Origin of the sequence: Bradyrhizobium liaoningense, from assembly GCF_018130785.1 — a bacterium.
In the GTDB taxonomy this organism is placed as follows: Bacteria; Pseudomonadota; Alphaproteobacteria; order Rhizobiales; family Xanthobacteraceae; genus Bradyrhizobium; species Bradyrhizobium liaoningense_A.
In genome coordinates, this window is record NZ_JAFCJT010000001.1 from 927377 (window position 1) to 940995 (window position 13619).

Genomic DNA, 13619 nt, shown 5'->3' on the forward strand with positions numbered 1-13619 from the left:
GGACTCACGGACCTGCGCGTCAATCGAAAATTTACGAGACGGCGATTTGCGAAGTTTCTAGCGTAAATTTTCCGCGAATTAAGCGGAAGGCAATCACTTGCGATTTATCGAGAGTTGCTAGGTCCGACGCCTCGCGGAGATCGCCGCGGCGGGATCTAACATACAGGTCGATAAGATGCGCTTTCTGCTCCGCATCACATTCTGGCTCGGGCTGGTGCTGGTGCTCCTGCCGCGGGACAAGACGCCCGGATCGGAGAAGCTGCCGCAGATCGGCGCCGCCGACGCGGTGCAGGCTGCGACCGCGGCCGTCTCCGACGTGAGCCAGTTCTGCAAGCGCCAGCCGGCGGCCTGCGAGGTCGGCGGACAGGCTGCGACCATCATCGGCCAGCGCGCACAGGACGGCGCGCGCAAGATCTACCAGATCATCAACGACAAGAAAGAGCAGCTCGAGAAGCCCGACAAGAAGGCGCCCGATCATACCGGCTCGATCGCGCTGGCCAGCGAAGGCGACACTGCTGCGAGCGAGGCGCCGCGCGACACCCTGAGCCAGGACGACCTCGCGCTGGAATGGCGCGGCCCTGCGGCGGCGCCGGCGAATTAGCGCCCAAACCCTATCGATTTCGCGTCCTCGCATCCTTATATTGGCCTGAACGGGAACATTGGGCCAGCATGACGACGATCGACGAAATCAGGGACAATTTCGAGCTTCTGGACGAGTGGGACGACCGCTACCGGTACGTCATCGAGCTCGGCCGAACCCTGGAACCGATGCCCGAGGCCGAGCATTCGGCCGAGAACAAGGTGAATGGCTGCGTCAGCCAGGTCTGGCTCCAGAAGCTGGTCGATCGCGATGGCGGCGCCCCGATCCTGAAATATCGCGGCGACAGTGACGCCCACATCGTGCGCGGGCTGGTCGCGATCGTGCTCTCGCTTTACTCCGGCCGCACGCCGCAGCAGATCCTCGCGACCGACGCGATCGCGGTGTTCAACGAATTCGGCTTTCGCGATCACCTGACGCCGCAGCGCTCCAACGGCCTGCGCTCGATGGTCGAACGTATCAAGACCGACGCGAGAGAAGCGCTCGCGGAGGCGTCGTAGGAAGCTTCGTAGGGTGGGCGAAGCGGAGCGTGCCCACCTCCTGAGTGTGATCGGAGAAAGCACGTGGGCACGGCGCTTTGCGCCTTTGCCCACCCTACGGGATCCAGCGCTTGGCTCTACTTCCGCCGCCGCTGCTGCTGTCCCAGTCCCATCTGCTTGGCCAGTTGCGAGCGCGCCACCGCGTAGTTCGGCGCGACCATGGGATAGTCGGCCGGCAGGCCCCATTTCTCGCGATATTGCTCCGGCGTCATGTTGTACTGGGTACGCAGATGGCGCTTCAGCGACTTGAAGCGCTTGCCGTCTTCCAGACAGACCAGATAGTCCGGCGCGATCGACTTCTTCAGCGACACCGCAGGCTTTGCCGGCTCGAGCGGCGCCGTCTCGTTGCGGCCTGACGAGACGCGCACCAGGGCGCCATGCACCTGGCTGATCAGGTTCGAGATCTCGGCCGCCGGCGTCGGATTGTTGCTGACATAGGCGGACACGATGCTCGCCGTCAGCTCGATGAAATTCTTAGCCCCGGCATCCGACATCGGCCCGACCTTTCCCTGACCTTGCGTCTCGCCGGATTGGTGACGCTAAAGTATTCCGTGTCAACAATACCTTCGACCGAAAAAAGACAACTGACGAATATGAGCTGATTACTGGCGAAGCAACAAGAACGATAGTGCTCTACTTCGATGATTCAGTCTCAGGACCGCTGGTCGAGATGGGCGCGCAGCTCGTCGATCGAGGCGAAGCGCATCATGCCTTCCGGCATCTGCGCTTCGATCGAGCCGTCGGAATAGAGCGAATAGGCCATGCCGTCGACGATACCCGATTTGAGCACGGTCACGGGCGCGTGCTCGGCCGCCGGCTCCGGTTCGGCTGCAGGCGGCGGCGGGCCGGGCTCAGCAAAGCTCGACGGCGAGCGCGGCGGCGGGCGACGCACGGCGGCCGGCGGTTCCGGCGGCCGCATACGGTCCGGCTTTGGCCAGGCATCGTCGAAGCTCGCAGGCGGACTATCCGGGGCGGCAGGCTCCGCAGGCTCTTCATGAGGCTGCGGCGGCAAGCCCTCGGTCGCCTTCGCCTCCGCGCGCTCGCGCTCCTTGCGGGAGGTCGACGCGAACAACAGGTTGCGACGGCGCGGCGCTTCCGGAGCCGCAGGCGACGTTGGGGCGTCCGGTTCCGGCGGCGGCTCGACGCGCGGACGTTCGCGCGCGGCGGCCTCGCTCTGCCATGGCGGCGGACCCGCGGCCGGTGGCGGCGGTGGCTCGGTTTTCGTCGCCGGTGCCGGGAACGGCTCGGATACAGGCGCGCCAGGCACCGCGAGCCCCGGAAGCACGGGCCTGACCCGGACCTCGCCCTGCGCAGCCGATCCGGCCAGCCGGCGGGCGATGCCCTTCAGTTCCACGACCACGACGTGGAGGCCGGCCAGTAACATTCCGGAGCAGACGCCAATGGTGCCGGCGATTATGAGGGTGCTGCCGAGGCTGAACTCCCTGACGGTGAAGCCGAACAGGATCGTAAGGAGGCCCGCCAGGACGGCGAAAATCCCCACAATCAACAATGCCAAGCTCATCGAACTCACCCCTGGTCGCGCAGCCATGCGCGACACCCGTTACGGCACGATACCGTCATACGGTGTTCCACGCCAACGGCGAATTAGAGCCTGCGTTCCTAAAGGGAAGGATATCAGGGACTTATTCACATTCCCTTCAGCTACCGCCCGCTACTTCTAAGCTGCTCTCAAGGTTCCGGATTTGCTGCGTCGCATCAGGATTTTAGCCATAATGCCCAATTACTTGGTAATGGAACTGCGCTATAGGGATTCCGGGGAAGTGGCCCGCGGGCACCAGCAGGGCCAAGAGGGGATTCCGGGTCACCAATAGCCATGACATCCATCACGACTTCGGCGATCGACACGCCTCTGCGGCGCTCGGTTGAACGGACTTGCGACGATCTCGCCATGCTGGTGCTGGCTGCGGTCGCCGTCACTGCAGGCTTGACCTTCCGCGATTACGGGCTCGGCTGGGACGATTACACGCACGCTGAATATGCCGACCTGCTGCTGCGCATGTTCGGTTCCGGCTTCAGGGACACCGCGGCGCTCTCCTTCGCGAATCTCTACATGTATGGCGGCGGCTTCGACATGGTCGCGGCTCTCCTGCACAAGGTCATTCCGCTCGAGCTGTTCGAGACGCGACGTCTGCTCGGCGCCGTCGTCGGCGTGATCGGGCTTGCGGTGACGTGGCGGCTCGGCCGCCGCATCGGCGGGCCCCTTGCCGGTCTTGCCGCACTCCTGCTGCTCGCGCTCTGCCCGATCTTCTACGGCCACATGTTCATGAACCCGAAGGATGCGCCCTTCGCGGTGGCCATGATCATCCTGATGCTCGGCCTCGTCCGCCTCGCCGAGGAATATCCGCAGCCGTCGCCGCGCACGATCCTGATCGTCGGCCTGGGTGCCGGCCTCTCGCTCGGCTGCCGCGTCCTCGGCGGCCTCGCGCTGGTCTACGCCATGATCGGCTTCATGCCGCTGTTCCTGGAGGAGCTGCGCACCGAAGGCGCCCGCGAAGCAGCCCGCCGCTTCGCCCATGTCGTCTACGTGCTGCTGCCCGGCCTCGTGTTCGGCTATCTCGTGATGGGCCTGATCTGGCCCTGGTCGATCATGGAGCCCGGCAATCCCTTCGAGGCCCTGACCTATTTCTCGCACTTCTTCGAGAAGCCCTGGAAGGAGATGTTCGACGGCGCGATCGTGTCCGTGCCCGACATGCCCTGGTCCTATCTGCCGACGCTGTTCGCGCTGCAGCTTCCCGAGGTGATGCTGGTGCTGATGGGCGGCGCCGTGGTCAGCACCTTCGCCATGCTGCCGCGCCGCGAGGTTCCGGCCCGCCGCAAGACCATCCTCTTGATGCTGACGCTGGCGGCGACCCTGCCGCTCGCGATCGCGATGGTGAAGCGGCCGGCGCTGTACAACGGCATCCGCCACTTCGTCTTCGTGATCCCGCCGATGGCGGTGCTCGGCGGTGTCGCCTTTGCCTGGGCCATGGAGCGCCTGCGCACCAACCACCGCACCTGGCAGCCGGTCGTGCTCGCGACCTTCTGCTTCGGCCTCGCGCTCTCGCTGGCCGAGATGATCCGGCTGCATCCCTATCAGTACACGCATTTCAACCACATCGCCGGCACCGTGCGCGGCGCCGACGACCGCTTCATGCTGGACTATTGGGGCCTTGCGCTGAAGCAGGCCTCGGACGAACTGCGCGAGCAGATCGTCGAGCGGCAGGAAGTGGCGCCGGGCAACCGCAAATGGAAGGTCGCGGTGTGCGGTCCGCAGCGCCCGGCCCAGGTGGCGCTCGGGCCCGACTTCACCATCGGCTGGGATTCCAACGCGGCCGATTTCGCGATGACGCTCGGCGAGTTCTACTGCAAGGGCCTCACCGCGCCCGTGTTGGTCGAGATCAAGCGCGACGACGTGGTGTTCGCCCGCGTCTACGACATCCGCGGCCGCAGCATTTCCAGCCTGCTGTCGATCCCGGCGCCGTAATATTCTTCTCCGGGACCTTTCATTTCGCTTCGCTCCATGCGGGCTACGCGTGGCTGCTGCGATTTGACCGCCTTGCCGCCAGCTTCACCCGCGACTACGCTCCTTCCCCGCAACAACGATGTTCGGAGAGACAAGCCATGTCGCCAGCGGAAGCGCGCCTGAAGGAAGTACCGTCGAACATGACGGAGGCGGAGTGGCAGCAACGGGTCAATCTCGCCGCCTGCTACCGCCTCGTCTCGCTGTACGGCTGGGACGATCTGGTCGACACCCACATTTCAGCGCGCGTGCCCGGCCCCGACCATCACTTCCTCATCAACCCCTACGGATTGATGTTCGACGAGATCACGGCATCGAGCCTCGTCAAGGTCGACCTGCACGGCAACCAGCTCTCCGAGAGCGAGTACAGCATCAACCCGGCCGGCTTCACCATCCATTCGGCGATCCACGAGATACGCGAGGACGCGATCTGCGTGCTGCATCTCCACACGCTCGACGGCACCGCGGTGTCGAGCAGCGCAGAAGGACTCTTGCCGCTCAACCAGACCGCCCAGCTCGTCACCCACGACCTCGCCTATCACGACTATGAGGGCATCGCACTCGATCACGACGAGCGGCCGCGGCTCCAGAAGGACCTCGGCGACCACAACCACATGCTGCTGCGTAACCACGGCACGCTGACCGTCGGACGCTCGGTGGCCTCCGCATTCGAGCGCATGTACCATCTCGAGCGCGCCTGCTCGATGCAGGTGCGCACGCGCGCGCTGGGCACGCCGGTCTATCCGGTCGACGACGTCGCGATCGACAAGAACACCGAACTGCTCGCCAACCGCGACCGCGCCGAGCTGCGCGCCAACAACCTGGTCTGGCCGCCGCTGCTGCGCAAGCTCGACCGCGAGCTTCCGGGCTATCGGTCTTGAGATTTTCGGGATTTCGTGTAGGGTAGCTCCCAACTACCTCTGCACGTTCTGGAATGAAACGCCGCCCAATTCCGGGCGGCGTTTTTATTTGGTCCGTTCGTCATTGCGAGGGGCGAAGCGACGAAGCAATTCAGACAGCCTCCGCGGAGGGATTTCTGGATTGCTTCGCTTCGCTCGCAATGACGGGAACAGGTCTCGTAGGGTGGGCAAAGCGGAGCGTGCCCACGTCTTCTTCCCTCGTAATCACTGAACGATGGTGGGCACGGCCCTTTGCGCCTTTGCCCACCCTACGGCACCTCGCCTTACTTCACATCCGCGAGCGCCGCGAGGATGCGGGCCCAGGAGCGGATGCCCTTCTGGAAGCTGCGGAGGTCGTACTTCTCGTTCGGCGAGTGGATGTTGTCGTCATCGAGACCAAAACCGACGAGCAGCGAGTCCAGACCGAGCGTGCGCTTGAAGTCGGCGACGATCGGGATCGAGGCGCCCGAGCCCATCAGCACGGTCTCCTTGCCCCACTCCTCGGTCAGCGCCTTGCTGGCGGCGGCGAGCGGCTTCATGTTCCAGTCGAGCGCGACCGCGGGCGCGGCCGAATGGTCGCCGAACTCAACCTTGCAATCGCCCGGCAGCCGCGCCGTCACATAATCGCGAAAAGCCTTGCGGATCTTCTGGGGATCCTGCCCTTCGACCAGACGGAACGAGACCTTGGCTGAAGCGTGCGACGGGATCACCGTCTTGGAGCCTTCGCCGATATAGCCGCCCCAGATGCCGTTGACGTCGCAGGTCGGACGCGAAGAGGCCTGCTCGATCAGCAGCCGGCCCTTCTCGCCGGCGGGGATCGACAAGCCAATCGGCTTGAGGAACATCTCCGGCGTCAGGTTGAGCTTCTTCCACTGCTCCAGGATATCAGGCGGCAGGTCCTTCACGCCGTCATAGAAGCCGGGGATGGTGATGCGGTTGTCGTCGTCGAACAGGCTGCCCAGAATTTTCGTCAGCACCCGGATCGGGTTCATCGCGCTGCCGCCGAACACACCGGAATGCAAGTCGCGATTGGCGGCGGTGATCTTCAGCTCTTCATACAGCAGACCGCGCAGCGACGTCGTGATCGCGGGCGTGTTGCGGTCCCACATGCCGGTGTCGCAGACCAGCACGTAGTCCGCTTTGAACTCGTCCTTGTTGGCTTCGATGAAGGGGACAAAGTTCTTCGAGCCGACCTCCTCCTCGCCTTCGATCAGGAAGGTGATGTCGATCGGCAGCGAGCCCGTCACCTTCTTCCAGGCGCGACAGGCCTCGACGAAGGTCATCACCTGGCCCTTGTCGTCCTCGGCGCCGCGCGCGACGATGATCTTGCGGCCGTCGGCATGGTCGGTGACGACGGGCTCGAACGGCGGACGACGCCAGAGATCGAGCGGATCGACCGGCTGCACGTCGTAGTGGCCGTAGAAGATCACATGCGGCCGTCCGCCCGCTCCGGTCTTGCCGACGATTGCGGGATGGCCGGCGGTTGGCCTCACTTCGGTCGCGACACCAAGGCTCGCAATGTCCTTGGCGAGATGCTCGGCCGCCGCCTTGCAATCCCCGGCGAAGGCCGGATCCGCGGAGATCGACTTGATCCGCAACAGCGAGAACAGACGCTCCAGGCTGTTGTCGAAATCCTTGTCGATGTGGTCGAGCACGGATTGAAGCTGCGCATTGGCCATGGTCGGATTCCCTGACTTTTGAGTCTCAAGATGTCTGCGGTTTTAGCGCTGCCGCAGGCTCAGAGCCAGCCGCAACCGGCGGATGGCGGATGTGCCACGCCAGCGCACCGGCAAGAACAGCCGTAGCAATGAGGTTATTGCCCCAGGCCTGGAGGACATTGGGAAACCAGGGCAGCGACAGCAACATCAGGATGCCGGCAGCGCCCAGGGCAAGCCAGGTTCCCAGGCGCACATTCGCCCGCTCGTCAAAGGCGGCGCGATGCATCAGCACCGTCATCGGGAAGAACAGCCACATGAAGTAGTATTGCCGCGCCAGCGGCGATGCCACCGTCATCAGGCAGAACAGGATGCCGAGCTCCTCCGCATCCGAGCGCGCCGTTCGGCGCGCTTGCGGCGGCATGACCGCGAGGAAGCCGAGCCCGAGCAACGCCGACAGCGCCAGCACGATCAAGTTCGCCGTCTTGTAGTCGACGTCGATGACATTCATCGTGCGCGGCGGCTTGTTGGGGTCTTCCTGGTTGTAGTTGATCGGCCGGACCAGGCGGTGCGTGACAGCAATGAGGGACTGGTTGACCCACGACCAGTTCTGCTCGTCGCGCTGGCCAAAGCCCTTTTCCGAGCTCGTGCCGACCATGCCCTGGTACCAAGTCTTGAGCTCGGCCGCGTTGCGCTCGAAGCCGCGGATCGGTGCAGGCACGACATAGAGGAGGATGCCGGCGAAAGCGACCGTCGCGACGACGGCCGCCCACTTCCTGCGCCAGATCAGATAAGGCAGCACCGCGATCGGAAACACCTTGATGGCGGAAGCGAGCGCGAACAGGAAGCCCGCGAGCCAGGACCGTTGACGCTGCAACAACCAGAAGCCCCACAGCATCATCGCCAGCAACACGAGGTTCGGCTGGCCGAGGTCGAACATGTCGAACACGAAGGTCAGGGTGACCATGGCCGGCAGCGCTTCGAGCCATGGGCCGGGCCTGCGGCCCGATCCCGTCATGGCATTGGAGAATACGCCCGTGTACCACCATGCCGCCATGTTCAGGATCGACAGCACGACATAGAGCGCGATCTTGCCGAACCAACTCGGGATCGCGAGCAAGATCGCGGGCAGCGGCGGATAGATGAACTCGAAATACTCGCCGATCTTGTCGGGATAGAGCGATCCACCGTGCAGCACCTGCTGCCCGGCCCAGTACCACAGCCCATAATCCTTGGTCTTGCCGTGGCCGAAGATCTCGGGAACGAGCACGTCGGCGGTCAGGAGGACGCAGCAGAACAGGAAGAGCAGATCGAGCGGCGCGCGCAGCGACAAGGCTCTGTGCGGGCCGAGTTTGTCTGATAGATTCGGTGATGTCACATTATGTCCCGTCGGCAACAAATAGCACGTAGCAGACCGACGGACGCTTGGAGAACCCCCTTCGCCTGAAATTATGGTGTTCGGCCTCGCCCGGCGTGCGGGGTAATCGCATCCAAATATTCGCGAGATCTCGTCATGCCCGGGCTTTTCCCGCCCGCGCGGCCGAAGCCGCTTCGGCGAGGCGAAGGCCCGGGCATCCACGTTCTTGGAGCTGCAAGCAAGTGGATGGCCGGGACAAGCCCGGCCATGACGCTGTGGAGGCTTTAGGCCTCAAACCCGGCTTCTCTGCCTATCGACGCAGCAGCCCGCCGAGAGCGCCGCGGACCAAAGTGCGGCCGATCGAGCCGCCGAGCTGGCCACCGACCGATTTGCCGACATTGGCGGCCATCCCGCCGATCACCTGATTGGTGACCGATCGCGTCACGTCGCGCGCGATGATCTGGCCCGCGGACAGGCGGCCGCGCTTGACGTTGGTGCCGAAGATGGTGCCGACGATCGAGCCGATCTGGCCGAGGATGCCGCCGCCACCTCCGCCGGCCGCGCCAGCATCGGCCGTCGCAGCCGTGCCGGCAATGCGCTTCTGGATCATCTCGTAGGCGGACTCTTCATCGACGGCGGTATCGTATTTGCCCTTCACAGGGCTCGCATCCATGATCACCTTGCGCTCTTCCGGCGTGATCGGTCCGATGCGGGCCGACGGCGGTCGGATCATGACACGCTCGACCATCGTCGGCGTGCCGTTGCCTTCGAGGAAGGACACCAGCGCCTCGCCCTTGCCGAGCTCCATGATCACCTTGGCGGTGTCGAGCTTCGGGTTGGGCCTAAAAGTCTGGGCCGCGGCGGCGACCGCCTTCTGGTCGCGCGGAGTGAAGGCGCGCAGCGCGTGCTGCACCCGGTTGCCGAGCTGCCCGAGCACGCGATCCGGCACGTCGATGGGGTTCTGCGTCACGAAATAGACGCCGACGCCCTTGGATCGGATCAAACGCACCACCTGCTCGATCTTGTCCATCAACGCCTTCGGCGCATCATTGAACAACAGATGCGCCTCGTCGAAGAAGAACACCAGCTTCGGCTTCGGCAGATCGCCCGCCTCGGGCAGCTCCTCGAACAGTTCTGACAGCATCCACAGCAGGAATGTCGCGTAAAGCCGTGGACTCTGGAGCAGCTTGTCGGCGACAAGGATGTTGACCATGCCGCGGCCGTCGCGGTCAGTCTTCATGAAGTCCTTCAGCGTCAGCGCCGGCTCGCCGAAGAATTTGGTGCCGCCCTGGTTCTCCAGCACCAGAAGCTGGCGCTGGATGGTGCCGACAGTGGCCTTGGTGACGTTGCCAAAACCCTGCGCCGCCTTCTTGACGTCGGCGAGCGGGCTTTGCTCCGCATCCGCTGCCTTCTTGCCGCCATCCGGCACGATGGCGTCGAGGAGCGCGCGCAGATCCTTCATGTCGATGAGCGTCAGGCCGGCATCGTCGGCGACGCGGAAGGCGACGTTGAGCACGCCTTCCTGCACGTCGTTCAGGTCGAGCATGCGCGCGAGCAGAAGCGGGCCCATCTCCGTGACGGTCGCGCGCACCGGATGGCCCTGTTCGCCGAACACGTCCCAAAACACCGTCGAAAACTGGTCGGGCTGGAAATTCAGCCCCATCTCGGTGGCGCGCTTGACGATGAAATCCTTTGCTTCGCCGACCTCGGAGATGCCGGAGAGGTCGCCCTTGATGTCGGACGCGAAGACCGGAACACCGGCGCGCGCAAATCCTTCCGCCATCACCTGCAGTGTCACGGTCTTGCCGGTTCCGGTTGCGCCGGTGACGAGACCATGGCGATTGGCGAGCGCCAGCGTCAGCCATGCCTGCTCGTCTCCCTTGCCGACGAAGATCTTGTCGTCGGTATCGCCGAGCTTGCTGTCCTGTGCGGTCATTATTCTCTCTGATCTCTCTGCCGAGTTTCGCGTATTGAAACTCAAAGGCACCTGTTCCGCAGTTTAACGCATGTCGCGTGCCGATTAAAACCGTTCAACGCGCCCTGAGCATGCGACATTGTCGGAAACATACCGCCGAACATCAGCCGAAAGTAGGAGCGACGCATTCGCACCGCGGCAATTTTTCGCGGAATCCAGCTCCGCTCTTGCATCGCGGCAACACTTTTCGCGCCTTCGAGAGTGAATCGGAACGTTGCGTGCGTTCATCGCTTGTATTTCACATCGCACCGGATCAAGATCATTTTCGAAAGAAATACTCCGGCGTGCAAACCGGCTGAGGGGCGGGCATTATGGACGAGCTGATCGGGCGGCTGGCGACAAACGCCAGCATAGATGGTGCTGTGGCTGAAAAGACCGTCGGCATCATCCTGGGCTTCCTCCGCAGCGAAGGTCCTTCCGAGAATGTCGAAGCCCTGATCGATCAAATTCCCGGTGCGGAAGCGGCAATCGAGGCATCCAGGAGCGGCGGCGGACTGTCGCGGCTGATGGGCGGCGGCCTGATGGCCGTCGGCACGCGCCTGATGGGCCTGGGGCTTGGCATGTCCGAGATTCAGAACGTTGCCCGTGAACTTTTCCGCTATGGCCGAGACAAAATCGGAGCTGATCAGATGGGCAAGATTATTGCGGGGACGCCGGGCCTCAGCCAGTTCGCCTGAGCGACGTTTTTTATATCGAGCATCATGACATATCCGATCTCCGAGATTGAGGGCCTGCCAGCCTTTGCCGCCAACAAGTTGAAGGCGCACGGAATCCGCACGACCGATGCGCTGCTCGAGGCTGCCTCGACCGTGAAGGGCCGCAAGGCGCTGGCCGCCAAGACCGGCATCAGCGAGCAGCAGTTGCTGGAATGGGCCAACGTCTCCGACTACATGCGCATTCCCGGGATGGGCCGGGCCAAGGTCGGCCTTGTCCGTGCCGCCGGCGTCACCACCGTGCGCGAGCTCGCCTATCGGAATCCAGCAAGACTCGCCCAGAGCATGCGGGAAGCCAACGAGAAGAAGAAGCTCGTCCGCGTCCTGCCCTCTGAAAAATCGGTCGGCGACATCATCGCCAAGGCGAAGAAGCTGTCGCCGAAGATTACGTATTGATCCGGAGATAAGGCTGGGCCGATAGGGCACCGCTACTCCCAAGTCGTCATTGCGAGCGCAGCGAAGCAATCCAGAATCCCACCGCGGAGAGACTCTGGATTGCTTCGCTGCGCTCGCAATGACGGAGAGTGGGCAAGAGCATTGCTCCCTCACGGGGCCTCGGAGCGGATCGAACGCCTCCAATCCCGCCTTGACTCCCCCTCCCCGACCGCGCAAAGCCACGCGCATGAATGCCTCGCCCTCCCCATCCGTCCCGCCGGCCGGCTCGGCCGGGCCTGACGTGCTGCGGACGCTGCTGGAACGGCCGATTCCGGCAGTGATGGGCGTGCTCAACGTCACCCCGGATTCCTTCTCCGACGGAGGAGAATTCATCGCGCCCGAGCTGGCGCTTCCGCGGGCGCGGGCGATGATCGAGGCCGGGGTCGACATCATCGACATCGGCGCCGAGTCCACCCGGCCCTACACGGGCGCCCGGCCGGTCACGGCGGAAGGCGAGCTTGGCCGGTTGAGGCCCGTGCTGGCCAAAGTCGTGGCGCTGGGCGTTCCCGTGTCGATCGACAGCATGAAGGCAGAGGTAGTGGCCTTTGCACTCGACCAGGGCGCTGCGATCGCCAACGACGTCTGGGGCCTGCAACGCGATGCCGACATGGCGCCACTGGTCGCCGCGAAAGGCGTCCCCGTCATCGTCATGCACAACCGCGACAGCGTCGATTCCGTCATCGACATCGTCGCGGACATGAAGGCGTTCTTCCTGCGCTCGCTGGACATAGCAGCGAAAGCCGGCATCGCGCGCGACAAGATCATCCTCGATCCCGGAATCGGCTTCGGCAAGACGGCCGAGCAGAGCATGATCGCGCTGGCGCGGCTGCGCGAGCTCGACATGTTCGGCCTGCCGGTCCTGGTCGGAGCCTCGCGCAAGCGCTTCATCGCCTCGGTGTCGCCGTCGGAGCCGAAGGAGCGTCTCGCCGGCTCGATCGCCGCGCACCTGATCGCCGCGCAGCGCGGCGCGAAAATCATCCGGACCCATGACGTCGCCGAGACCTTGCAGGCCCTGCGGGTCGCGAACGCAATCGAGAGCAAGCAATGACCGATACGATCTTCGTCACCGGCCTGTCGATCCACGCCCGCCACGGCGTGATGGATCACGAGACCGAAGTCGGCCAGCGTTTCGTCATCGATCTCGAACTCTACACCGACCTGTCGGAGCCCTCGCGCAGCGACCGCCTCTCCGACACCGTGTCCTACGCCGAGGTCGTGGCGACCACGACGGCGGCATTCAAGAACACCAACTACAAGCTTTTGGAGCGCGCGGCCGGCGCGGTGGCCGATGCCATCCTGTCGCACTTCCCGCGCATTCGCGCGGTGAAGATCACCGTGCACAAGCCGCATGCGCCGATCGCGGCGATCTTCGACGATGTCGGCATCATGCTGACGCGTTCGCGGCACCCCTGACATGGCGAGCGTGCTGATCGCACTCGGCGGCAATGTCGGCGATGTCCGCGCGACATTCCGCAAGGCGATCGCCCATATCTGCGGCATGGCGCAAGCCGCAATGATCGCGCGCTCGTCCGACTATACGACGCCGCCCTGGGGCGACGAGGATCAGGATCCGTTCATCAATGCCTGCGTCGAAATCGAGACCGACCTCGATCCGCACGCGCTGCTGTTCGTGATGCAGAAGGTCGAGCAGAAATTCGGCCGCACGCGGGAGAAGGATCGGCGCTGGGGGCCGCGCACGCTCGATCTCGACATGATCGCCTATGACGACGTCAGCTTCGAGAAACCCGACCTGACCCTGCCGCATCCGCGTTTGTTCGAGCGCGCTTTCGTGCTGGTGCCGCTGGCGGAGATCGCGCCCGACCGCGTGATATCAGGCATTCGTGTGCGTGACGGGCTTGCCAGCGTCTCGACGCAAGGCATTGAGCGGCTTCCGGATACCGGTTAACCAAAAACAACCGTTTGCAGGG

At 64.0% G+C, this 13619-nt stretch carries 14 protein-coding genes; 9 read left to right on the forward strand and 5 right to left on the reverse strand.

The features are described from left to right. Positions 1-175: 175 nt before the first annotated feature. Together JQ627_RS04090 and JQ627_RS04095 are read left to right on the forward strand one after the other, a co-directional pair. Positions 176-601 carry a DUF5330 domain-containing protein gene (locus JQ627_RS04090; RefSeq protein WP_212482851.1) on the forward strand — a complete coding sequence of 142 codons (426 nt, stop codon included), beginning with the start codon at positions 176-178 and terminating at the stop codon, positions 599-601. Positions 602-669: 68 nt separating this feature from the next. Continuing rightward, positions 670-1098 carry a SufE family protein gene (locus JQ627_RS04095; RefSeq protein WP_212482852.1) on the forward strand — a complete coding sequence of 143 codons (429 nt, stop codon included), beginning with the start codon at positions 670-672 and terminating at the stop codon, positions 1096-1098. A gap of 116 nt (positions 1099-1214) precedes the next feature. Here the strand turns inward: JQ627_RS04095 and JQ627_RS04100 are convergent, their stop codons facing one another. Both JQ627_RS04100 and JQ627_RS04105 read right to left on the reverse strand, forming a co-directional pair. After that, on the reverse strand, positions 1215-1631 hold the full coding sequence (locus JQ627_RS04100; protein ID WP_212482853.1) for a MucR family transcriptional regulator: 417 nt from the start codon (positions 1629-1631) through the stop codon (positions 1215-1217). A 158-nt stretch (positions 1632-1789) separates the two neighbouring features. Further along, a complete protein-coding gene (locus tag JQ627_RS04105; RefSeq protein ID WP_212482854.1) occupies positions 1790-2659 on the reverse strand; it encodes a DUF308 domain-containing protein in 870 nt (289 codons plus the stop codon). A 312-nt stretch (positions 2660-2971) separates the two neighbouring features. Between JQ627_RS04105 and JQ627_RS04110 the strand changes: the two genes are divergently transcribed. Together JQ627_RS04110 and JQ627_RS04115 are read left to right on the forward strand one after the other, a co-directional pair. Further along, positions 2972-4621, forward strand: a complete 1650-nt coding sequence (locus JQ627_RS04110; protein ID WP_212482855.1) for a glycosyltransferase family 39 protein — start codon at positions 2972-2974, stop codon at positions 4619-4621. 137 nt (positions 4622-4758) lie between these two features. Then, positions 4759-5538, forward strand: coding sequence for a class II aldolase/adducin family protein (locus JQ627_RS04115; RefSeq protein WP_212482856.1), 780 nt, complete (start codon positions 4759-4761; stop codon positions 5536-5538). Positions 5539-5840: 302 nt separating this feature from the next. Here the strand turns inward: JQ627_RS04115 and JQ627_RS04120 are convergent, their stop codons facing one another. From JQ627_RS04120 to JQ627_RS04130, 3 genes are all read right to left on the reverse strand, one after another. Continuing rightward, on the reverse strand, positions 5841-7235 hold the full coding sequence (locus JQ627_RS04120; RefSeq protein WP_212482857.1) for a M20/M25/M40 family metallo-hydrolase: 1395 nt from the start codon (positions 7233-7235) through the stop codon (positions 5841-5843). A gap of 25 nt (positions 7236-7260) precedes the next feature. Next, on the reverse strand, positions 7261-8544 hold the full coding sequence (locus tag JQ627_RS04125) for a glycosyltransferase family 87 protein (RefSeq protein WP_212482858.1): 1284 nt from the start codon (positions 8542-8544) through the stop codon (positions 7261-7263). A gap of 334 nt (positions 8545-8878) precedes the next feature. Further along, a complete protein-coding gene (locus JQ627_RS04130) occupies positions 8879-10504 on the reverse strand; it encodes a helicase HerA-like domain-containing protein (protein ID WP_212482859.1) in 1626 nt (541 codons plus the stop codon). 350 nt (positions 10505-10854) lie between these two features. Here JQ627_RS04130 and JQ627_RS04135 point away from each other — a divergent pair, with 350 nt between their 5' ends. The 5 genes from JQ627_RS04135 to folK all read left to right on the forward strand — a co-directional run bounded on the left by JQ627_RS04135 (position 10855) and on the right by folK (position 13597). Then, positions 10855-11220 (forward strand): DUF2267 domain-containing protein, encoded by a 366-nt coding sequence (locus JQ627_RS04135; RefSeq protein WP_212482860.1) that lies wholly within the window; start codon positions 10855-10857, stop codon positions 11218-11220. A gap of 24 nt (positions 11221-11244) precedes the next feature. Then, a complete protein-coding gene (locus JQ627_RS04140) occupies positions 11245-11652 on the forward strand; it encodes a DUF4332 domain-containing protein (RefSeq protein WP_212482861.1) in 408 nt (135 codons plus the stop codon). Positions 11653-11878: 226 nt separating this feature from the next. Then, positions 11879-12739 (forward strand): dihydropteroate synthase, encoded by an 861-nt coding sequence (gene folP, locus JQ627_RS04145; RefSeq protein WP_212482862.1) that lies wholly within the window; start codon positions 11879-11881, stop codon positions 12737-12739. Then, positions 12736-13104 (forward strand): dihydroneopterin aldolase, encoded by a 369-nt coding sequence (gene folB, locus JQ627_RS04150; RefSeq protein WP_212482863.1) that lies wholly within the window; start codon positions 12736-12738, stop codon positions 13102-13104. The genes folP and folB overlap by 4 nt, the downstream gene beginning before the upstream one ends. 1 nt (position 13105) lies before the next feature. Beyond that, complete coding sequence (gene folK / locus JQ627_RS04155; protein WP_212482864.1) at positions 13106-13597, forward strand: 2-amino-4-hydroxy-6-hydroxymethyldihydropteridine diphosphokinase; 492 nt, start codon at positions 13106-13108, stop codon at positions 13595-13597. Positions 13598-13619: the final 22 nt, after the last annotated feature.